At 36.5% G+C, this 22,763-nt stretch carries 19 protein-coding genes and 2 riboswitches; all 19 genes read right to left on the bottom strand.

Features of this window, described 5'->3' with window-relative positions; genetic code table 11:
* Positions 1-23 precede the first annotated feature (23 nt).
* On the bottom strand, positions 24-1,115 hold the full coding sequence (locus tag GWK10_RS16465) for an acyloxyacyl hydrolase (protein WP_164033496.1): 1,092 nt from the start codon (positions 1,113-1,115) through the stop codon (positions 24-26).
* A gap of 72 nt (positions 1,116-1,187) precedes the next feature.
* Complete coding sequence (gene metF, locus GWK10_RS16470) at positions 1,188-2,141, bottom strand: methylenetetrahydrofolate reductase [NAD(P)H] (protein WP_164033497.1); 954 nt, start codon at positions 2,139-2,141, stop codon at positions 1,188-1,190.
* Between the two features lie 33 nt (positions 2,142-2,174).
* Positions 2,175-4,880, bottom strand: a complete 2,706-nt coding sequence (gene metH, locus GWK10_RS16475) for a methionine synthase (protein ID WP_164033498.1) — start codon at positions 4,878-4,880, stop codon at positions 2,175-2,177.
* Positions 4,880-5,161, bottom strand: a complete 282-nt coding sequence (locus GWK10_RS16480; RefSeq protein ID WP_164033499.1) for an antibiotic biosynthesis monooxygenase family protein — start codon at positions 5,159-5,161, stop codon at positions 4,880-4,882. The genes metH and GWK10_RS16480 overlap by 1 nt, the downstream gene beginning before the upstream one ends.
* Before the next feature lies 1 nt (position 5,162).
* Positions 5,163-6,164, bottom strand: a complete 1,002-nt coding sequence (locus GWK10_RS16485) for a homocysteine S-methyltransferase family protein (RefSeq protein WP_164033500.1) — start codon at positions 6,162-6,164, stop codon at positions 5,163-5,165.
* Between the two features lie 170 nt (positions 6,165-6,334).
* Positions 6,335-6,438, bottom strand: a riboswitch (SAM riboswitch).
* Between the two features lie 184 nt (positions 6,439-6,622).
* Positions 6,623-7,678: an NAD(P)/FAD-dependent oxidoreductase gene (locus GWK10_RS16490; RefSeq protein WP_164033501.1), complete on the bottom strand. Its 1,056-nt coding sequence runs from the start codon at positions 7,676-7,678 to the stop codon at positions 6,623-6,625.
* Between the two features lie 65 nt (positions 7,679-7,743).
* Complete coding sequence (locus GWK10_RS16495; protein ID WP_164033502.1) at positions 7,744-8,316, bottom strand: precorrin-2 dehydrogenase/sirohydrochlorin ferrochelatase family protein; 573 nt, start codon at positions 8,314-8,316, stop codon at positions 7,744-7,746.
* 12 nt (positions 8,317-8,328) lie between these two features.
* Positions 8,329-9,111 (bottom strand): uroporphyrinogen-III C-methyltransferase, encoded by a 783-nt coding sequence (gene cobA, locus GWK10_RS16500; RefSeq protein WP_164033503.1) that lies wholly within the window; start codon positions 9,109-9,111, stop codon positions 8,329-8,331.
* A complete protein-coding gene (locus GWK10_RS16505; RefSeq protein ID WP_164033504.1) occupies positions 9,098-11,194 on the bottom strand; it encodes a HEPN domain-containing protein in 2,097 nt (698 codons plus the stop codon). The genes cobA and GWK10_RS16505 overlap by 14 nt, the downstream gene beginning before the upstream one ends.
* A 152-nt stretch (positions 11,195-11,346) precedes the next feature.
* Positions 11,347-11,928 (bottom strand): O-methyltransferase, encoded by a 582-nt coding sequence (locus tag GWK10_RS16510; RefSeq protein WP_164033505.1) that lies wholly within the window; start codon positions 11,926-11,928, stop codon positions 11,347-11,349.
* Positions 11,918-13,084: a trans-sulfuration enzyme family protein gene (locus tag GWK10_RS16515; protein ID WP_164033506.1), complete on the bottom strand. Its 1,167-nt coding sequence runs from the start codon at positions 13,082-13,084 to the stop codon at positions 11,918-11,920. The genes GWK10_RS16510 and GWK10_RS16515 overlap by 11 nt, the downstream gene beginning before the upstream one ends.
* A 9-nt stretch (positions 13,085-13,093) precedes the next feature.
* Positions 13,094-13,513 carry an OsmC family protein gene (locus tag GWK10_RS16520; protein WP_164033507.1) on the bottom strand — a complete coding sequence of 140 codons (420 nt, stop codon included), beginning with the start codon at positions 13,511-13,513 and terminating at the stop codon, positions 13,094-13,096.
* A gap of 23 nt (positions 13,514-13,536) precedes the next feature.
* Complete coding sequence (locus GWK10_RS16525; RefSeq protein WP_164033508.1) at positions 13,537-14,520, bottom strand: alpha/beta fold hydrolase; 984 nt, start codon at positions 14,518-14,520, stop codon at positions 13,537-13,539.
* Positions 14,521-14,570: 50 nt separating this feature from the next.
* Positions 14,571-15,863: an O-acetylhomoserine aminocarboxypropyltransferase/cysteine synthase family protein gene (locus GWK10_RS16530; RefSeq protein WP_164033509.1), complete on the bottom strand. Its 1,293-nt coding sequence runs from the start codon at positions 15,861-15,863 to the stop codon at positions 14,571-14,573.
* Positions 15,864-15,969: 106 nt separating this feature from the next.
* A riboswitch (SAM riboswitch) is annotated at positions 15,970-16,075 on the bottom strand.
* Positions 16,076-16,253: 178 nt separating this feature from the next.
* Positions 16,254-17,513: a methionine adenosyltransferase gene (gene metK, locus GWK10_RS16535; protein WP_164033510.1), complete on the bottom strand. Its 1,260-nt coding sequence runs from the start codon at positions 17,511-17,513 to the stop codon at positions 16,254-16,256.
* Positions 17,514-17,718: 205 nt separating this feature from the next.
* Positions 17,719-20,400 carry an outer membrane beta-barrel protein gene (locus tag GWK10_RS16540; RefSeq protein WP_164033511.1) on the bottom strand — a complete coding sequence of 894 codons (2,682 nt, stop codon included), beginning with the start codon at positions 20,398-20,400 and terminating at the stop codon, positions 17,719-17,721.
* 48 nt (positions 20,401-20,448) lie between these two features.
* Positions 20,449-21,315, bottom strand: coding sequence for a GLPGLI family protein (locus GWK10_RS16545; protein ID WP_164033512.1), 867 nt, complete (start codon positions 21,313-21,315; stop codon positions 20,449-20,451).
* 95 nt (positions 21,316-21,410) lie between these two features.
* Positions 21,411-22,247 carry a GLPGLI family protein gene (locus GWK10_RS16550; RefSeq protein WP_164033513.1) on the bottom strand — a complete coding sequence of 279 codons (837 nt, stop codon included), beginning with the start codon at positions 22,245-22,247 and terminating at the stop codon, positions 21,411-21,413.
* A 17-nt stretch (positions 22,248-22,264) separates the two neighbouring features.
* Complete coding sequence (locus GWK10_RS16555) at positions 22,265-22,642, bottom strand: hypothetical protein (RefSeq protein ID WP_164033514.1); 378 nt, start codon at positions 22,640-22,642, stop codon at positions 22,265-22,267.
* Between the last annotated feature and the right edge of the window lie 121 nt (positions 22,643-22,763).

The raw sequence follows: 22,763 nt of genomic DNA on the forward strand, positions 1-22,763 counted from the left end.
TTCCGCCTTCGCGGAAATGAAATTTATAATCGTATTCCTATTCCAAACTCAACCGCTTCGGCCTTCGCTGCGTGTGATTTTAATGTCATCGCCGCAAAAATTTTATCATTAAAATAATGCTTTAGTCCTATTCTAATATACGTTCTCCCTTCAAAATCGAACGGATAATATACGTAATATCCATACTGAGTGACAACTGAAAACTTACTAATAAACAACTCATGACCGGCAAAAACACCCACCCGTTTAAAGTCTTCATTGCCTTCAAGTTCATCTTCTGGAAATGCAACAAAACGATATCTTATATATTCTTTTAAAAAATTAGAATAAAAAACGTCAGTCCCTAGTTGAAAGGCACTTTTATGATTAATCCGTTTATCAGCATAAAATGAAAATATATAAAACGGGAATTGTCCACTTCCTATTACATCACTTTCGTTAATTCCACTTCTAAAGACGGCATTAAATTTTATAGGTTGCGTAAATTTCTTGTCTTCTTCACTCTGGATAAAATCTGTATCAGTTTCATCAGTATTATAAGTCAGTCCAACATTAAATGTGATAGAATTAATACTTGTATTTGGTGCCTTTACATTGGCATTGGAGTTATGGATTAACGACAATCCTGCTTGCAATCCGATGCGATTGAAAAGACGTTCCTTTTTATAGTTGAGCATCAAATAAGTACTACTCAAAACTCTAGAACCATAGGCTATATTTCTAAAGTTCGTGTCTCGATCATACGGATTAGTACTATAACTTAATCCTTGACCTATTCTCAGAATAATATTTCTTTTGAAGAAGTAAAAATTAGCATGACCATAAAGAGAATACGTATCCCCCAGAATATCATTTTTCAGATCTTGATAAGCGAAAGAAACGCCATAATCAGGATAGCCATATCGTTCTTGCCAAGCTTTTTTACCAAAAGTTTTTTTATTCCAACTAGCGATAAAACCTGAAGGATGTCCATCTATTAAATGAAGAATATCGTCATTGTGTCGAGCAATATTTCCTTTGAAATAGTTTATATCAAAATAGGAGTTTGTTCTATCCTCTTGAGAAAAAACAAGAGAAGTAAACAGGCATAAAAAGTAAGACAGGTATTGCTTCATAGCGAAGCGTTAAAAGTAAACAAAATGCCTATTATAATTTATGATATAACAAAAACTTACTGCAGAATTATACTAAAAAACCTCCTTTGCGATTGCTTGTATATTGCTAGATTTTCCCATAGAGTAATAATGCAAAACCGGCACACCTGCTGCCATAAGCTCTTTAGACTGCTCTATGGCAAATTCAACACCTACTTGTCTCGCATCGGTATTGGTCTTACATTTTTCAACCTCTTTCACTAAGGCATCTGGCATATCTAATTTGAATACTTGTGGTAACAGTTGTAAATGTCTTTTTACCGCTAGTGGTTTTATTCCTGGAATTATTGGAACCGTAACACCAGCTTTCCTAGCATTCTCAACAAAATTGAAATAACGTTTATTATCAAAAAACATCTGTGTCACAACATAATCTGCTCCCGCATCTACCTTTTGCTTTAATCGGCGTATATCCGCATCCATCGAAGGGGCTTCCATATGTTTTTCCGGATATCCTGCTACACCAATACAAAAATCAGATTTGTTATCAGTTTCTACTACTTCGTGCAAAAATTGACCGTTATTCATATTGACAATCTGCTCTACTAGATCACTTGCATAACAATGGCCGCCATTTGTAGGTTTAAAATACTTTTCCTCTTTCATAGCATCTCCACGAAGTGCCATCACATTTTCAATTCCTAGATAATGACAATCGACCAATAAATATTCCGTTTCCTCTTTAGTAAAACCACCACATAGTACGTGAGGAATGGTATCTACATCATATTTATGAGTTATTGAGGCACAAATACCTACGGAACCAGGACGCATTCGAGTAAGTTTTTTGTCTAAAAGTCCATCTCTGTCAATATAAATGTATTCCTCTCGCGAAGTGGTTACATCAATAAACGGAGGTTTAAACTCCATTAACGGATCGATGTTATCATACAATTCCTGAATGCTTCTTCCTTTTTGCGGGGGGATCAATTCAAATGAGAACAATGTTTTACCCTTTGCTTCTTTTATGTGTTCTGTTACCTTCATTGTGATATGCAGTGCAACTTATAATTGCAGGTTTTATTCAGTTAGATTAGGATTAAGCCATTTTCTGGCAGTTTCCAAATCGATATTTTTACGTTTACTATAGTCTTTAAGTTGATCTTCAGTTATTTTTCCCAGTCCGAAATACCGTGCTTCTGGATTAGCAAAGTAGTAGCCTGAAACTGAAGCAGCTGGCCACATGGCCAAACTTTCTGTTAACTCCACTCCAATATTTTCCTTCACATTTAGCAGCTTCCAAATAGTTTCTTTTTCTAAATGATCGGGACAGGCAGGATAACCTGGCGCCGGGCGAATTCCTTTATAACTTTCTTTGATTAATTCTTCATTACTTAAAGTTTCTTCTGGTGAGTAACTCCAATACTCCTTTCTTATCTTTTCATGAAGAAACTCGGCATAAGCCTCTGCCAAACGATCTGCTAATGCTTTTATCATAATAGAATTATAATCGTCATGAGCAGCTTCATATTTAGCGGCTAGTTCTTGTGTACCAAACCCAGTTGATACACAAAAACTCCCTATATAATCTTGTTTTCCGGTTTCTTTTGGAGCAATAAAATCTGCCAAGGCAAAACTTGGTTTTCCTTCTCGTTTTTTAAGCTGCTGACGGAGTGTTCTGAAAATGAATCTTTCATCTAAGCCTAAACCTCTCGACTCCGCTCTAGGTGACTTGGAAATGTTTACTTCAATGTCGTCATCATTAATCATGTTAGCTGGAAAAATACCAAAGACCGCTTTTGCTTTTAGTTGTTTTTTAGAGACAACCTGCTCCAACATTTCTTGCGCATCTTTGAACAAGCTTGTTGCTTGCTCACCAACCACTTCATCAGTCAAAATATCTGGATATTTTCCATGTAAATCCCATGACCGGAAAAATGGGCTCCAGTCGATATACGGTAATAGTTCTCCTAAATCTTGATCATGTATAACTTGAACACCTTCTAGATTGGGTTTTGTAGGTTCAAAAGAATTCCAATCGATCTGAAATTTTCGTTTCCGTGCTTCTGTTATACTTATATACTCTTTTCGTTTTCCTCTGGTTAAGAACTGTTCACGAAACTTTTCGTATTCCTCGCGTATTTGAACCTTAAAATCCCCATTATTTTCCTGTAAAAGGTTCCCTACCACTGTTACGGCCCTTGAGGCATCGTTTACATGTACTACAGTATTAGAATATTTCGGCTCGATCTTAACCGCTGTATGGGCTCGCGATGTAGTTGCTCCGCCAATTAATAAAGGGATATCTAAATCATTTTTCTCCATCTGATCTGCTAGATATACCATTTCGTCAAGCGATGGTGTTATCAAGCCGCTTAATCCAATTGCATCTACCTTCTCTTCGATCGCGGCTTGAATTATTTTTTCAGGCGGAACCATTACACCAAGATCAATGATTTCATAGTTATTGCAGGCTAGCACAACCCCGACTATATTTTTTCCTATGTCGTGAACATCACCTTTTACAGTGGCGAGAAGAATCTTACCTACAGCTCCTGAAGAACCATCCTTTTGAGCTTCAATAAAGGGATTTAAATAGGCCACAGCCTTTTTCATTACTCTTGCTGATTTAACCACCTGTGGCAAGAACATTTTTCCGCTTCCAAATAAATCCCCAACTACATTCATACCTGTCATTAAATGCCCTTCAATTACTTGAATGGGCCTATCGACTGACAGACGTGCTTCCTCAATATCTTCTAGTATAAACTCATCAATACCTTTTACCAAAGAATGTGTAATTCTTGATTGGAGTTCTTCTGATCGCCACTCCAATTTTTTGGTATCATCTTCCCTTTTATTTCCCTTTACAGTTTCGGCAAAATCTAATAAACGCTCAGTTGCATCATCTCTTCTATCTAGTAAGACATCTTCAACATGATCTAAAAGATCCTTAGGAATTTCGTCATACACTTCTAGCATTGCTGGATTAACGATACCCATATTCATCCCGTTTTTAATGGCATGATATAAGAAAGAAGAATGCATTGCTTCTCTTACGGCATTATTACCTCTAAAAGAAAATGACACATTGCTCACCCCGCCACTTACATTGGCATATGGCAGATTTTCGCGAATCCATTTTGTGGCATTAAAAAAGTCGAGTGCGTTTTTTCGATGCTCTTCCATTCCCGTAGCCACAGGAAATATATTCGGATCGAAAATGATGTCCTGAGGAGGAAATTTTACTTGATTGACTAATATGTTATACGACCGCTCACAAATCTCAACACGACGTTCATAATTATCGGCTTGACCATCTTCATCAAATGCCATTACTATAACGGCAGCGCCATATCTTTTTACTAAAGTTGCTTGGCGAATGAACTCTTCTTCTCCTCCTTTTAAGCTTATTGAATTCACAACACATTTTCCCTGAACCACCTTTAAGCCAGCCTCAATGATTTCCCATTTAGAACTATCGATCATAATAGGAACTCGAGCAATGTCAGGTTCCGCAGCAATAAGATTAAGAAACTTAGTCATGGCATAAACTCCATCTAACATTCCTTCATCCATATTTACGTCGATGATCTGCGCCCCACCATCAACTTGATGTCTTGCAACTTCTAGTGCCTCATCATATTTTTCTTCTTTTATTAAACGAAGAAATTTACGCGAACCCGTAACGTTCGTACGCTCACCAACATTGACGAAATTGCTTTCTGGAGTTACGATAAGTGGCTCAAGACCAGATAATGTTAAGTATTTATGTTGTTTGCTCATTAACTATAATGTTCTACTATGGGAAAAGGCTCATAAAAATGATGTAATAACGATTTCCACTCTTGATATTCACTTGACTTTCTAAAACCTATTTCATGATGTTCAATAGTTTCCCAATTCACCAATAAAACGTACTTATCAGATTTTTCCATACATTTTTTTAGCTCATGAGAAATATACCCTTTCATTGATGAAATGATTTTCTTCGCTTTTTCGAATGCCAATTCAAAATCCCCAGATAAGCCAGGTTTTATATTTAGTATTGCTACTTCTAAAATCATTTTAAACTGCTAAATTGATTTGTCTTGGCTCATATTTTGAAGCTACTTCTGCGATTAGCTGTATATGATCTGGGGTGGTCCCACAGCACCCCCCAATAATATTTATAAGATCATCTTTTAGGTAACTCTCAATCAAAGACTGCATTTCCTCTGGAGTTTGGTCATATTCCCCAAACGCATTTGGCAAACCGGCGTTAGGATGTGCCGAGGTAAAGAATTCTGTTTCCTTTGACAATCTGCTTAAATATGGTTTCAATTGATCAGCACCTAAAGCACAGTTAAAACCAACACTTAAAATTGGAATATGAGAAATGGAAATTAAAAATGCCTCGACAGTCTGCCCAGATAACGTTCTCCCAGAAGCATCCGTAATTGTACCGCTTACCATAACTGGAATATCGATTCCTTTTTCTTCTTTTACTTCCTCAATTGCAAATAAGGCGGCTTTAGCATTTAAAGTGTCAAATATGGTTTCAACCAAAAGAATATCAGCACCCCCATCTACCAACGCTTCGACTTGTTGTTTATAAGCAATTCGTAGCTCATCAAAAGTCACTGCACGAAAGCCTGGATCATTTACATCTGGCGACATACTAGCAGTTCTATTTGTTGGTCCAATTGAGCCAGCAACAAAACGAGGTTTGTTTGGTTCTCTCGCTGTAAATTCGTCTGCTACCTCTTTTGCAATTTTTGCAGATTGGTAATTGAGTTCATATACCAATTCTTCCATGCCGTAATCGGCCATTGCGATTGTGGTTCCCGAAAACGTATTGGTCTCTACAATATCCGCGCCAGCTTCATAATAGGCAGCATGTACTTCTTTTACCGCTTTAGGTTGTGTTATTGATAGTAGGTCATTATTTCCTTTTAAAGGTGATTTCCAATCTTTAAATCGCTCACCACGAAAGTCTTCTTCTTCAAATTTATAACGTTGAAGCATCGTACCCATCGCTCCATCCAATACCAATATTCGTTTTTGTATTTCTTCTTTTATGTCAATCATTTTTCCTTTTTAGATCGCGTTAGGGATTGCAGCGGTTACCCCGCAGGTTTTGCCTTAGAAAAACTGAGAGGTAAGAACGGAAAGCCCTGTCATGACTTTTTCAGTCATGAAACGCCCAAAATAATATCAAGAAATTGTAAAAGAATAAACTGTAGACGACAATGTCTTTGCTGTTATCTTTCCATACACAGTACGGTAGAACGTAGCACCTTCTCCTAGAGGAGGGTTGCTAAGGTTTAAACGGGTCTAATCCCTACACCTTTCCCAATAACTTTTGATTTGTAAATGAACTGGCGCAAATATAGGTTGCATTTGTCTGGTGCGCAAATGAGATGTTGATAAAAATGCGAGATATCTTTTAAGGATGCGATAAATCTAGTTGTTCAAGTTTTTGAAAAAAAACTTCGCCCGTCTCAATTGCTATTGGGCTCTCCTCAAGGAGACTGTTTTTAAGTCAATTAACTAATAGCTTTTACCACTTCTTTTTTGGCTTCTTTTTTTGTTCCATCGAAACCACTAACCCCACTTACGGTTGTGTACTTCATGACATAGCGTTTTCCCGGATTAATACGTTGATAAGCGCTCTGACACATAATTGCAGCTTCGTGAAAACCGGATAAAATAAGCTTTAGTTTTCCTTTGTAAGTATTAACATCCCCTATGGCATAAATACCTGGAATGTTAGTTTGGTAGTCATATGAATTATCCACTTTTATGGCATTTTTTTCGATTTCTAATCCCCAATTTGCAATGGGACCTAATTTAGGAGAAAGCCCGAATAGTGGAATGAAATAATCGGTTTCGATATGAGATTCACCGTTTTTAAGATGCTTTATAGTAACTGCCTCTAACTCATTCTTACCATGTAGATGTTTAACCTCGGCTTCAGTCACTAATTCTATCTTGCCTAACTTCGATAGCTCTGCAACTTTTTCAACTGAATCTAAAGCTCCTCGGAATTCATTACGACGGTGTACCAAATAGACTTCAGAAGCTATATTAGCCAAATAAATGGACCAGTCAAGTGCCGAATCACCTCCACCAGCAATAACCACTCTTTTATCACGATACACTTCTGGATCACGAATGATGTAGGCAACGCCTTTATCTTCATACTCAGTGATATTTTCAATAGGTGGTTTTCTTGGTTCGAATGATCCCAATCCTCCTGCTATGGCAATTACCGGTGCCTTATGCTGCGTTCCTTTGTTTGTTGTGACCACAAAGGCGTCGTCTTCTAATTTTTCAATTGTTTCTGCTCGTTCGCCAAGTGTAAATCCTGGCTCAAACGACTTGATTTGCTCCATTAAATTATCGACTAATTCGCCAGCGTTAATCTCTGGAAATCCTGGAATATCGTAAATAGGCTTTTTAGGATAAATCTCAGCTAGTTGCCCACCTGGTTGGGGTAATGCATCTATCAAATGGGTTTTTAGTTTTAATAAACCTGCTTCGAATACAGTAAATAGTCCTGTTGGACCAGCTCCGATGATGAGTATATCTGTTTTGATCATTTCTATTTAGATTGAGATGTGACATAATAGGTCTTCCCGAAAACCGGGCATTGCTCTAACAATGATTATTCAATTAATGTTTTGGTATGTTCATTTAGCTTTTCCACTTTTTCTTCAAAATCACCTTTGATAGTTTTTCTAAAAAGGTTTAAATTCTGAACGAGATCATCAATTTTTTCAGGAATAACCTCTTCGAAAAACTGTCTTAACCGTTTTGCTGTTGTTGGTGATTGTCCATTAGTAGATATCGCAATCTTCACGTTTCCTTTTGTTACAATCCCGCCCATATAAAAATCACAATAGGGTGGGTTATCTGCTACATTCACTAAAATATTTCGTTGCTTACAATCGTAATAGACTTGAACATTGACTTCCTCACTGTCCGTTGTTGCTATCACTAAGTACTTCCCAACCAAAAATTTTGGATCATATAAGCCAGTAATTATGGTAACGTTGTGCTTACTAGCTAAATCAATAGTACGTTTTCGATACATCGGTGCGATCATAGTTACTTGCGCATTAGGACTCGATTTCAGAAGAAAATGCAATTTTTCCTCAGCCACATTACCACCTCCGACAATAAGTACTTCTAATTTATGTAATTTCAAAAAAATTGGATATAATTCGTTTTTACTCATATTATCATTCCCTTATGAAGTAAGTGCACTAAACTCTTTGATCAATTTTTTATGCTTATAACTGTGGATGATTTTTCGATGATTTACTACCTCTCCAATAACAATTACAGCCGGATTACTTAATGAGCTGTGATGTACTTTTTCTTCGATATCAGCAATTGTACCAACCACCATCTCTTCGTTATAACGAGTTCCATTTTGTATGATACCAACAGGAGTTTCTGACTTGTCATTTACAACAAATTCATTGACAATTTCACTTAGTTTGCTCATCCCCATCAGAATTACAACAGTTGCAGTAGATTGTGCAGCTAAACGGACATCATTAGATAATTTATGATCTCTTGTGGTCCCGGTAATCACCCAAAAACTTTCGGACGTCCCGCGTTTTGTGACTGGAATATTTTGCAGCGCAGGAACTGCCAAGGATGATGAAATTCCTGGAACTAGGGCGATTTCTATTCCAAATCTAGAAGCGTATTCCATTTCTTCAGCACCACGTCCAAACACAAATGGATCACCGCCTTTCAATCTAACCACATGACCATGACTTAGTGCTCTGCTAACAATAAGTTCATTTATCTGGTCTTGCTGGTATGAATGGCAGCCTTTTCGTTTCCCGACAAAAATATGTTCAGCACTAGCGGCATAATCCAATATTTCAGTATTTACCAATGCATCATATAAAACGACATCGGCATCGGCTAATGCTTTCGCTCCTTTTATGGTTAATAGATCTGGATCTCCAGGTCCAGCTCCAATTAATGTTAATTTTGGATTTTTATTTGTCTGCATGTACTAGTTCTTTTTGTCTGAAGGCATCAACTTTCGTATAAAAAGCTTGAGCGTCTTTTAAATATTTATTCGCGAAATCCTCACTTGGTTCATTTTGATTTATCTGATATACAAAATCAGAAAAACTACCTCCTAAATTGATATCGCATGTTGTCACGAACACCTCATCAAAACCGTTTACTATGCTTGCATGGGTGTTTGTTTTTTTATTTTCTGAAAGCAATAATGCTTTTGCTGTATTAACTATAGATGTATATGAATGATAAATGCTATCCGCCCATTTTTCGCTTTGTAGGGTATCTTTTGCATTGGTTATTTTTTCTTCGCTTTCAAATAGCAAGGTAGCTATAAGGTCTATCACTACACCCGCACATTCACCGACTCCTACAGCTTTGATGTATGGTTTATCATATCCCCAATCGATAAAATCGTCTTCTGCCAAATTGGTGATATCCGATAAGGGTTTTAGTAATTCGTAAAAGTATTTCTCCGTTTTACGATCGTAATATTCTAAGAAAGTTTCATCATCATTATTCAACTCAAAATCATTAAGAATATATCGCAGCGCCTGAGGCCCTCTTTTACTTGGCACTTTTAATACCTTGTCCGCAAATCGACCTTGACCATTTCCTACAACTCCACCACCAAGTAAAATTTGTAGCGCTGGCGCAACCAACTTCCCTGACTTAATAGACATCCCCTGAAAACCAATATGAGCTATATTATGCTGACCACAAGCATTCATGCATCCACTAATTTTGATAAGTACATTTTTATTATTCAGGTATTGCGGATATTCATCTCGCAATACTTTCTCGAGTTGAGATGCTATTCCTGTGCTACTGGCGATACCTAAATTACAAGTATCGGTTCCAGGGCAAGCAGTAATATCGGCAGTTGAGTTGTAACCGAGTACTGTAAAGCCTAGTTCCTTTAATTCTAAATAGAAAAATGGAAGTAACTCCTCTTTCACATGACGAATCAAAATATTTTGACGAAGCGAAAAACGAAGCTCGTTAGCGGCATACTTTTTAATAAGATTGGCTAATTTACGTGCCTTATAAGTATAAAAATCTCCTAGTGGAACTCGAATTCCGATAGCATAAAAACCATCTTGTTTTTGTTTGATTACATTGGAATTTTTCCAAGCTTCAAACTCGCTTTCATTTTCAATATTAACTTTAGGAATTTCTGGTTTTAAGCTAGAAAAATCGATAAAAAAATCCGAAGTAGTGATGGGATACTGATGGTTAGATAGTGCTTTCTGTTCTTCATCTACTAATTGTAAGAAAGCATCCAATCCAATATCCTTTAAAAGGAATTTCATTCTCGCTTTTTGTCTTCTATTACGCTCGCCATAGCGATCAAAGATTCGCAATATTCCTTCGGTCACAGGAATTATTCGTTCTGTTTCCAAAAAATCATAAAGTACATCTGCATGCCTTGGTTGCGATCCTAGCCCACCGCCTAACACTACTTTAAATCCGCGTTTACCATCTTTAATTTTTGCAATAAAACCCAAATCGTGTATGTAGCTAAGTGCGGTATCCTCGTCAGTTGCCGAAAATGATATTTTAAACTTTCTACCCATTTCCTGATTAACAGGATTACGCAAAAAGAATTTAAACATTGCATCTGCATACGGACTCACATCAAAAGGCTCATCAACATCAATACCGGCAGTTTCACTTGCGGTTATATTTCTTACCGTATTACCACAAGCTTCACGAAGTGTTACATCGTCCTTTTCTAATTGTGCCCAAAGCTCAGGCGTACGATCAAGACTTACATAGTGTATTTGAATATCTTGTCTTGTAGTGATATGCAATCGACCTGTAGAAAACTCATCTGACACATCTGATATGCGTAATAACTGATCTCCGGTAACTTTACCAAACGGTAATTTAATACGAATCATTTGTACTCCTGGCTGTCGCTGTCCGTAAACCCCTCTTGCCAGTCGAAGACTCCGAAACTTTTCTTCATCTACTTTACCGTCTTTGAAGAGCGCAATTTTCTTTTCTAATTCAACGATGTCTTTTTCGACAACAGGATTTTCTATTTCAGTTCTAAAGCTTTGCATAATTTATTATTCTACTAAATCTATGGATTATTAGAATTATTGACGAATGTAAGTCTATTATTCTTTTATTTGGTATTGTTTACATTAATTTAACTATTCTATAGGTTAAGTAGGATATTGTAACATTCTAAATTATACTTTTTCTTATTCTACTACTTTATTTTGGTTGCAATGATTACCCCCGTTGACCAATTTAGCTTTGTAAGGGTGATATCATTCCGTTCTTCTAAAGAGCTTATGAGTCTGGAAGCTTTACTTGCATGACCGTTGGGCCAATTAGGCTGTCGATTCATATCATCAATTACATAAAACCCTCCCCCGTTCAGTAAGTTCATTGTCTCATCAATCTCACTGTATTTGCCAGGCCAAGAATCAGCAAAAATAAGATCGAACTTTGATCCTTTATAACCCTTAATCCAATCAGATCCATCTGCACAGACAATCTCAACTCGCTTATCTGCACCAAAATTCTGCTCTGCAATCTCAACAAGTTTAGGGTCATTATCCACTGAAATTATATAAGAATCAGCGCCTAGTCCATCAATCATCCACATTAAAGATAAACCAATACCAGTGCCTAATTCTAAAAACCTACCACTAGGTTTTGAGCTGATCAATGTTTTCAATAATGTTCCGATATACTTATCAGAGGTCATGTTAAATCCTATTTCTTTTGATCTCACCAAAAGAGAATCATAGATTTTTGGAATATCTCTTATATCGCTATCTTTCATTTATTAAAGCTTGTTTTAAATCCGCCACCAAATCTTCTACACTCTCTAAGCCTAATGATATTCGCACCATACCATCCGTAATACCCACTTGCTCCCTATCTTCAACACTTAATTTACTATGTGTAGTCGATGCTGGATGGGTAACAATGGTGCGCGTGTCTCCCAAATTAGCTGAAAGTGAACAAAGCTTAATGGCATTTAAAAACTTTCTACCAGCATCTATCCCTCCTTTCACTTCAAAAGAAACAATGTTTCCGCCCAATTTCATTTGTTTTTTGGCAATTTCATACTGCGGATGCGATTTTAAAAATGGATATTTTACCCAGTTGACCTGCTCATGTGTTTCTAAAAATTCAGCTACTTTCAACGCATTCTCGCAATGTCTATCTACCCGGATTGCCAGTGTCTCTAAACTTTTTGAAAGTACCCATGCATTAAAAGGTGATAATGCTGGGCCTGTATTTCTTGAAAACAGATAAATTTCACGTATCAAATCGGCTTTACCGACTGTTACTCCGCCTAATACTCTGCCTTGACCGTCGATTAATTTAGTCGCCGAATGTATCACCAAATCAGCCCCAAACTTAATCGGATTCTGTAAATAAGGAGTGGCAAAGCAATTATCGATAATCAAAATAAGATCATGTTTTTTTGCAATTGCACCCAGCTTTTCCAAATCTAATATGTCAACACCTGGATTTGTCGGAGATTCTGCATAAATGACCTTTGTATTTGGTGTGATCAACGATTCAACTGTGTCTACCTCATCAATTTTGAAATAACTAGTAGTAATATTCCATTTAGGCAAAAATTTGGTAAATAAGGTATGCGTAGAACCAAAAACCGATCGAGCGGAAACAATATGATCCCCACTATCTAACAACGCAGCAAAAGTCGAAAATACAGCGGACATGCCTGTTGCAAATGCATAGCCCGCTTCAGCTTCTTCCATTTTACAAATTTTTTCGACAAACTCTGACGTATTCGGGTTTGTAAAGCGACTATAAATATTTCGCTGTTTTTCTTCACTAAATGAAGCGCGCATATCTTCCGCATCTTCAAATACAAAACTGGAGGTTAAGTATAATGGGCTGGAATGCTCCTGGAAATCGGTACGATCTATTTGTGTGCGAATTGCTTCTGTTTCGAAGTTCATTATTGGTTTTTATACTTCTTTTCCGTTTAAAACTACTTTGTAGTGAATGGTTACCCCAGGTTCCATTGTTTTTGAAACCGAGCAGTATTTATCAAATGATAATGCTGCAGCACGTTGCGCTTTTTCTGGTGCGATATCACCTTCTAAGGAAATAGTAACATGAATATCTTTAAATGGTTTCGCTCCATCAATCTCAACTCGATCTCCACTAACCTCAGCCTTATAAGAGGTAATTTGCTGTCGTTGTTTTTTTAAGATCGCTACCACATCAATCGCACTACAACCGGCAACACCCATTAACAATAACTCCATCGGACTAGCGCCTTTTGGATTGTCTACACTGCTATTATCAATATGAACTTGGTCACCTCGCCCATTTATCGCTACAAAATGGAAATCTTCACTCTTTCGTTCTAAACTTATTTTCATTTTCTAATTTCTTTAATGATTCATCAAGGCGAAACTAGTTGTTTATTGAATACATTTTTCAATAATTTTTCTAACTGTCCAAACTCAATTAAGAATGCATCATGACCATGAATGGATTTAATTTCATAATAAAACACATTTGATTTTACCGTTGATAATTCTTCTACAGTTTCTTTATTCTCTTGTGCAGTAAAAAACAAATCTGAATCCACTCCAACTAGATGAATATTCGCCTCAATCTTTGACGCTACTTCCAAGAATTCATTTCGCTCTCTTGTAATATCGATGCTGCTTAATAGTTGATTCAATAGTTTATATGACGCTAATTGAAAACGGTCTTTCAGTTTTTTGCCATGGTGCAACAACCAACTTTCAATATTAAAAATACCGAGTTCATTATTGATCGTTCTGTTGAACCTACCTTTAAACGAATCGGGAGTTCGGTAGCACAACATCGCTTGAATTCGTGCATCATGAACTGGATTTGAAGAATTATTTAGAATCAAATCTTGTAATAAGGTATTCGCCAGCATCCAATCAGATGATTTCCAATCTGACGCAATTGGAATCAAATTCTCAATCAAAATGGGATTTAGTGCAGCTAACTCCCAGGCGATTCCACCACCTACAGATCCACCGATGCAGGCAAATAATGAGTTTATCTTCAATTGCTTCAAACCTAAATTAAAAATTTGAGCAACATCTCTAGCCTTAAAATTTTTGTAGTTCTCAACAAGAAATCCATCAAAACCATTTCCGGGAATATTAAATGCTAAAACCGTATAAACAGTCGTATCAATTAGCTTATCATATCCAATCAACTCATTCCACCAACCTTGTTCACCAATAACCTCAGAATTTCCAGTTAGCGCATGATTTACTAATACAACAGGAGCGCTGCCAAGTGTTGGTCCAAAAACCTGATATGAAAGTGGAATTGTATTATATACCGCTCCGCTTTCAGTTTGGAAATTGGTGATTTTGATATGTTGTAGTTCGTTTTTCATTTTATCGAAGGTCAGACCTCTCGACTGCGCTCGAGGTGACAGTGGTTTTCTTAGGTCAATACCTTTTTATCAATTTGGGCAAATGCTTCTTTAAGGTCAGCTTTTAAATCAGAGATATCTTCTAAACCCACTGAAAGACGAATCAGATCTTTAGTTACACCTGTAGACTCTTGTGCTGCTTCATCTAATTGTTGATGTGTGGTACTCGCTGGGTGAATGATTAGCGATTTGGTATCTCCAATATTCGCTAGTAATGAGAAAACTTTGGTTTCATCTGCTACCGTTTTAGCAGATTCAAATCCACCTTTCACACCGAAAGTCACAATTCCACTTTGTCCTTTAGGCAGGTATTGGTTAGCAAGATCGTTATAAGCACTTGTTTTTAATCCAGGATAATTAACCCAAGCTACTTCATCTTGTTCTTGTAACCATTCCGCTAGCGCTAAGGCATTTTCGCTATGCTTTTTCACACGTACTTCTAAAGTCTCTAGACCTTGAATAATCTGGAAAGCATTAAACGGACTTAAAGCTGCTCCGTGATCACGAAGTCCTTCAATACGAACTTTTGCAATAAATGCGGCTGGCCCTAAAGCATCATGATATACCAAGCCGTGATAACCAGCAGAAGGCTCCGTAAACTCAGGAAATTTACCATTTGACCAATCAAAGGTTCCAGCGTCAATAATGGCTCCACCTAAAGCAGTACCGTTTCCATTGATATACTTCGTTAGGGAATGTATAATAATGTTAGCACCATGTTCTATTGGATTTAATAATGCCGGTGTGGCAACGGTATTATCAACTATTAGCGGCACTTTAAACGCTTTTGCCTCATTAGAAATTGCCTTTATGTCCAGTACATCCAGTTTTGGATTTCCTAAAGATTCAATAAAAAATGCTCTTGTATTTTCCTGAACGGCTTTTTCAAAATTTGAAGGGTCGGAAGGATCAACAAAAGTTGTAGTAATCCCTAAACGTGGTAAGGTTACGCTTAACAAATTATAGGTCCCCCCATACAAACTATTAGAGGCTACAATATGATCTCCAACTTTTAAAAGCACCAAAAGCGCTGTTGAAATAGCCGCCGTACCAGATGCAGTTACTACCGAAGCAATACCACCTTCGAGTGCAGCTAAACGCTGCTCTAAAACATCATTGGTAGGATTGTTAAGCCGAGTATAAATATAACCAGGCTGTGATAGATTAAACAAATTTGCTGCATGATCGGCATTGTCAAAAACATAGGCAGTACTTTGGTAAAGAGGCACCGCTCTTGTTCCTCCGTTTTTTGTTACATCGTGTCCTGCATGCAAGGCGTTGGTTGAAAATTTTTGTGTACTCATTTTTCTTTACTTTTTAAATTAATAAATAGTCAAAACACACCTATTTAAGTGTACTTAATAGAAAAATGTTATAAGAAAATAGCAATCACCGAAAGGCAATTACGTTTGGTTATCTATCCGATGCTTCGGTAGAATTTAGCACCTTCTCCATTTAGAATGAAGGGTTGCTAAGGCTTCACAGGGTCTATTCCCTCAGCCTTTCTTGATAACATTTCAATATGTATTTGAACTTTACTCGATAATCGAGATTTAACTCCCGACTTATCTTACTGATACAAATATTCAGTTATAAATTTCTAAAATCCTAATTGGCATCCTTAAAAAACTCTAAGAATGCCAATTATTCACAGATTCTCAAAATATCTTTATAAAAATGAGAATAATCTACTACTATTGTAGACTAAACTCTTGTTTTACTTTATCTACGAAATCTAATTTCTCCCAAGTAAACAACTCCACCTCTTTTTCAATCTTACCATTATAAGGCGATTCAAAAGTTTTGGTTATCACTTTAGGCTCTTTACCCATATGCCCATAAGCGGCAGATTCTAAATAAATAGGATTACGCAATTTCAGACGTTCTTCAATAGCGAACGGACGCATATCAAAAATTGATGCTACTTTTTCTGCAATCTCCCCATCATTCAAATCAACTTGAGCAGTACCATACGTATCCACAAAAATGGATGTTGGCTCTACTACACCAATTGCATAGCTTACTTGAACTAAAATCTCATTAGCCACACCTGCGGCTACTAAATTTTTTGCAATATGTCTTGATGCATATGCCGCACTTCTATCTACTTTACTCGGATCCTTTCCGCTAAATGCTCCTCCGCCGTGTGCTCCTTTACCGCCATAGGTATCAACAATAATCTTACGACCTGTAAGCCCTGTATCACCATGCGGTCCGCCTATTACGAACTTACCAGTAGGGTTAATATGGTATTGTATATCGCTATTGAACAAGGATTGTATGTGTTTTGGCAATTGCGCTACCACCCTTGGTATTAAGATCTTAATGATATCTTTTTTGATCTTGGCCAACATCAGGGCATCATCATTATTAAAATCATCATGTTGTGTTGACACTACAATTGTATCAATGCGCTGTGGTACATTTTCATCACTATATTCAATAGTCACTTGCGCTTTTGCATCTGGACGTAAATATGAAATTTCATTTCCTTCTCTTCGTAAGTCCGCTAAAACCTGAAGAATCTTATGAGAAATATCTAGTGCCAATGGCATATAATTATGCGTTTCTTTAGTAGCATAACCAAACATCATTCCTTGATCACCAGCGCCTTGCTCTTCTTTCTTAGCCCGGTCTACACCTTGATTAATATCTTGTGATTGCTCATGAATTAATGAGATAACTCCACACGATTCACCACTAAATTGATATTCTCCTTTTGTATATCCAATAGTATTGATAACATCGCGAGCGATTGTCTGTACATCTAAATAGGTGTTACTTTTTACCTCTCCTGCCAATACCACTTGTCCCGTAGTAACCAATGTTTCGCAAGCCACCTTGCTATCAGGATCGAATGCTAAAAAATTATCTAGTAACGCATCACTGATTTGATCTGCTACTTTATCAGGGTGTCCTTCACTAACCGACTCTGATGTAAATAAATATGCCATAAATTCGCTTTGTATTTGCTGAGGATTCGACGAAAGCGCTTAAAGAAGTTTACACTGCTTTAGCATTTTTTTACCGAGGTTGCAATCAGTCAAATCCTTCCTCTTATTAATTTAGGCTGCAAATGTATACAATAGTTTTATTCTATAAAATAAAATCGGCTAAAACACAAGTGTTAATTTTTTTCTTATCAAAAAAGAAGGTGTTTCATAAATTATAAGTAAGGCTAGCCACAATATATCTAGGTTGCACTATATAGCTCGATGTGTTATTGAAAAGTTCACTAAAGCTGTCTCTATTTATTGCTTCCGTATCCAGCAAGTTCGTAACGGCCAATTTATATTCCCATTTACTATCTTCCTTTTGATAGAATAGCTCTGCATTCATGAAGCCGTACTCGTTTAATGTAGTCGAATTATCTCGGTAGTTGTAATAACTATAATCTGATTTTAAAAGAAATCCTTTAGCAAATGCCCAATCTAACCTAGCAAAAGGTCTGCTGGTAAAAAAAGTAGTTTCGGTACCGTTGTTATCATAATCGTTTTTAGTGAAGCTGTAGCCGAGATCAAAGTTAGGTCCTTTCTTAAAATTGGTATTGACCTCTGCACTATACACTTGTGTGGTGCTAATACTTTTACTTGGACGATTATTGACAATATTATTGAAGTTAGACCAGTTAAAATTAGCACGGGCCGTTCCTTTTATTTTCCCGAACGTTCTGGTGAAATTTCCAAAAGCACTAAAGGTTTCATCAGCGAAATTAGAATTTACAGGAAGACTTATTCTATCTATACCCTGAAATTGAGTTGTAGTCTTAATAGGATCTCTCCGAACACTATAATTCACTCTCGCAAAAATGTTCGTGAAGTTGAACATATTAAAACTGAAATAATTCAAACTATAAGAATCAAAAAAAGCATTCTCCAGATTTCTATTTCCTTGTGATAGGCTGTTATAATTATTGAAAACGAACCCTTCTGCTAATCGGTTGATATCGGTAAACTGTGCAGTTATTGCATAATTTAAGTTTATATTTTCTGATTTTTTAAGCTGAATACGAACATTCGCATCAGGTAATAAAAGCCATTTGTTAGTATCGATAGTTGTCCCTAGCTGAGTGTCCTTTAATGAATAATTATGTAAACTAACTCCGGGATTGAAAGTAAAAATCCCAGTTATAAACTTATAATGAAGACCTGTATAAATATCATTAAAATTAAATTTTACATCATTGGTCAAACTAGATTCCGTAAAGTTGTTTTCATTTCCATTATCTAAAATCTGGAAGATACTACTGTCAAAATTTTGCGTACTTAAGGTAGAACCGAATGTAAAATTTAGATTGCTCTTTTTATTTAAAACGTAGTAATAGTCAAGTTTAGAATCGAACTTGCTTATTTTTACTTGTTTATTTTGATTAATATTAAATCGGTTTTGATCAACTAAGGGCAATGCAGATTGAAAGGGTTGCTCATCTCTAATCGCACGATAAAAAGGATCATCATCTTGCAACAAATGAACTGCTTCTAAGGCGAATACATTCTTCTCATTCAATGTATAATAAGCATTTGCATTCTGTTGAATGGAAAAAGGTGTATTTTCTAATCGCTCTGTAATATTTTCAGAAACATCTCTGACTGAAAGGAAATTAGCATCTTCCTGCTGATCAGACAACTTTCCAAATGCATCATAATCAAGTCGAAAATTGCTATTGGGTCTATACGTTGCACTTAGCTTTAACAAGCCTAATTTTGAAGCTTGATTGGTGTTATCAAAAGTTTGTTCGACGACATTATCATTGGGGTTGTCGTTATCATCAATATAGGTTCGGGTTGAATTGGTAATGAGATCATTTTTGTTGTAATTAAAAATCCCAAATCCGCTTATATCAAGTTTTTTGCTTGCCGTTGCACTAAAATTAGCTGCTACAAATTTTGTATCTATTTCATTTGCACGATTGTTTTGTATTGTCGCAAATGCTAGGTCATTTCCACCAACATTGAATGAGGTTCCGCCACGTCCAAAATTTCTAAAACCTCCAGTGAAATTAAAATAATCCCGCCTTGTAAATGGCACTTCACCAATATTATTGAGGTCTGTTATTATATTGATACTGTATTCAGGACTGTAATAAAATAATTTTGGCTTTACAATATATCGTTCATCAAATCCGCCTGCGGTAACATCACCAAACCAAAAGTTCTTTTTACCTTCTTTAAGTTTGATATTGATCGCTACATTATCTTGATTATTACGAAGGTTTCGCATTTGACCAACCTCATCATAATTCCGGAGTACTTCTACCTTATCTAATGCATCAGCTGGAATATTTTTGGAGGCGAGTTTAGAATCGCCATCGAAAAAATCTTTACCCTCAACCATGACTTTGCTAACGGCTTTCCCTTCAACTTCAATTTCGCCATCTTCATTAACTTCTACACCAGGTAGTTTTTTCAATACGTCCTCAAGCTTCCGTTCTGTACCATTGGTAAACGAATCGGTATTATAGACCAAGGTATCTCCCTTTACCACCACAGGCATTTCGTAAACTACTTCTACCTCGTCAAGTTCATTTGACTTTTCAGTCATCGTAAAATCAACTTGGATATCAATTTCTTTTGCCTCTACTTGCTTTGGCTTAGCTGAAAGCCCTATAAAACTAACTTTTAAAACGTAGATATCATTAGCTGGCACCACAATTTTGTATCGCCCTTTATCATTCGTAATGCCGTATCCTGTCATTGCGTTATCAGCTTTTTTATAGGCGATAACGTTAGCCACTTCTAGTGGTTTTCCTAAGGAATCTTTAACAAAACCGCTTATAGTGATGTCTTGAGAAAAGGCATAGGTAGTGCATAGCACAAGTGCTAAAAAGAGTAATTTTTTCAATGTTTTTAGTTTAGTTGATTATATGATTGATGTTAAAATGAGCGCGGGTTAAAACCCTCTTCGGCCTCCTCCTCGATTCCGGCCTCCCCATTGATCACGCATTTCCTGCATTTTCTGTTTTGCAATGTCATTAAATTCTTGTTGAGACACTTCTTTACCTTTTGATGGCTTTTCAAGAATCTCTTTCTCTTTACTATTCATTACAATTTTACTGCATAATAAGGTTGTTCTACCCGACTGTACTTCTAAGATAAGCCCCGGCAATCCCCAATATTCTCCTGGACCCTGACTTACTGGAATTTCTGGAGAATACCATGCAACAACTTCAATTTCTTTAGGCACCTCTATCTCTTCGGTGACCTTTTTAACTGAATCATTTTTGACCTCGCCCCCATTTCGATTTCTGTTACCTCGTCTTCGGCGCATATTTCTCCAATCTAACTCGTCTACTTTTTTCATTGCAGTCGCTTTGAAGCAGGTATAGTTTCCTATTTTTTTTGTTTCATTTACCATCTTCCACTGTAACTTCGGGAGTGTATCTTTAATTAAAAAGTTCTTCCCAAAAAACTCACGCTGGTCGTAATAGTTTCCTTCTTTTATTTCCTTGTAATAATTAGCTGATGAAAAACTACTCATCATTCCTCTCCATCTTCCCCCTCCACCTGAACCAGGAGCATCTAATTGTTCTTCTTCTTTATAGGTGGATGATGATTTGTCAAAAGTAAGTATGTATGTTTTCTCTAACATTGACTTCATTCGTTCAGCAATTTGCTTTTGCATTTCTGGTGATAGTTGCCTGTTGCCAAAATTCATATCAACTCCTGTTTTACTAAAGTAGTAAGCTTTACCTTGAAAGTCTTGTGAAAAAACCGTAACTGAAAAAAAGGCTAATAAAAGTGTGATTGTAGTTTTCATAATGGTGCTAATAAAGTCATTGGACTTTAATATTACCACTAAGTTTAATCTAACTATGTTAAAAATTCCTTAATCTGTGCAGATAAAGAGTAAAACTAGCCTCCAATCTTAATTTGTATTCCGTCACCGCCATCACTTCGATTGTTCTGAAAACGCTTCATCATTTCTTCAGCTTTCTTTTCTGTTATTTTTTCATACTCTGCTTTCGAAACTTTTTTGCCTTTTTTAGGCGGAGTAATAGTAACCGCTTCTTTGGGATTCAAAACAATTTTGCTACACAGCATAAGGCGGTCTCCATCCTCATTCACCTCAAGAATTAGCCCTGGTAAACCCCAATAATCATCTGGCCCATTATTTACAGGGATTTCGGGCGTGTACCATGCAGTTATTGTGCGTATTTCGTCTTCGTCAGACTCTTCCTTTTCGCCATTTACATAAGTGATTTTTTTACTTTTTTGGGTCCAGGTTGCCTTATAGCAGGTGTAATTCCCTATACCTTTAGTTTCATTGGTTAGCTTCCAATCTGGCTTACTAAGAGAGTCTTGAATTAGAAATATTTTGCCAAACATATCGGCTTTTTCAGCAAACCGACTTTCTTTTGTGTTTTTATATAACACATCAGATCCGCCACCGCCACCAACAATATTTACTACAATATTTCCAGTAGGTGCGCTCGGTGTTGAAAGGGCGGCTTCTTGTTTCCAGGTCGATTCATATTGATTGAACGTAAGTGTAAATTCCTTTTGAAATTGTTTACGCATTCGAGCCATCAAGTCTTTCTGCATATCGCTAGAAACCGTTGTACTATCTAATTTTATGTTAACCTTTCTATCCGTTTTATAAGTTGCAACGCCCTGAAAACCCTGGGCGTGACTAGCGCCCAGGATTGTAAATAAAAGTATGATGGTTGGTAAAATTCTTAAACTGTTCATTTTTATTGATATTTATTTTATTCTGATAATTTTTTAACCATTTTCTTAATTCGATCAGTGCGTTTAAGTGTTTCTTTGTATAAGGCATCTGCTTCACTTGCAGGGCCACTTACTTTAAAACTTAGGTTGCTAAATTTCGTATTACCCTCGTTACCTTTTATTTCTTTAACAGTAAACTTTAAACTTACCTCTTTTGATAAATCGGTGTTCTCTTTAAACATGTCGAATATATCTCTAAACGTTTTATCAAAATCTTGATCTAGATCGTCTTCATTATCAACTGAAATTTCAATGTCACTGGTGTATAGATCTTTTTCAGTTTCAGATTCTTGAGCAAAGCTTGAGAAAGTAGTTAGCACTAAGGTTACTAGGAATAAGGTGATTTTTGTTGCCATTTTTGTTTGATTATTTATTATTGAACACTCCAAAATTGCACATTCAATTGCACAATCAAGGTTAACCAATGTTAACGAGTGTTAACCGATTTAGAAAAACCCATTATTACCCATTACATTT

Origin of the sequence: Spongiivirga citrea, assembly GCF_010671565.1 — a bacterium.
Taxonomy (GTDB): Bacteria; Bacteroidota; Bacteroidia; order Flavobacteriales; family Flavobacteriaceae; genus Spongiivirga; species Spongiivirga citrea.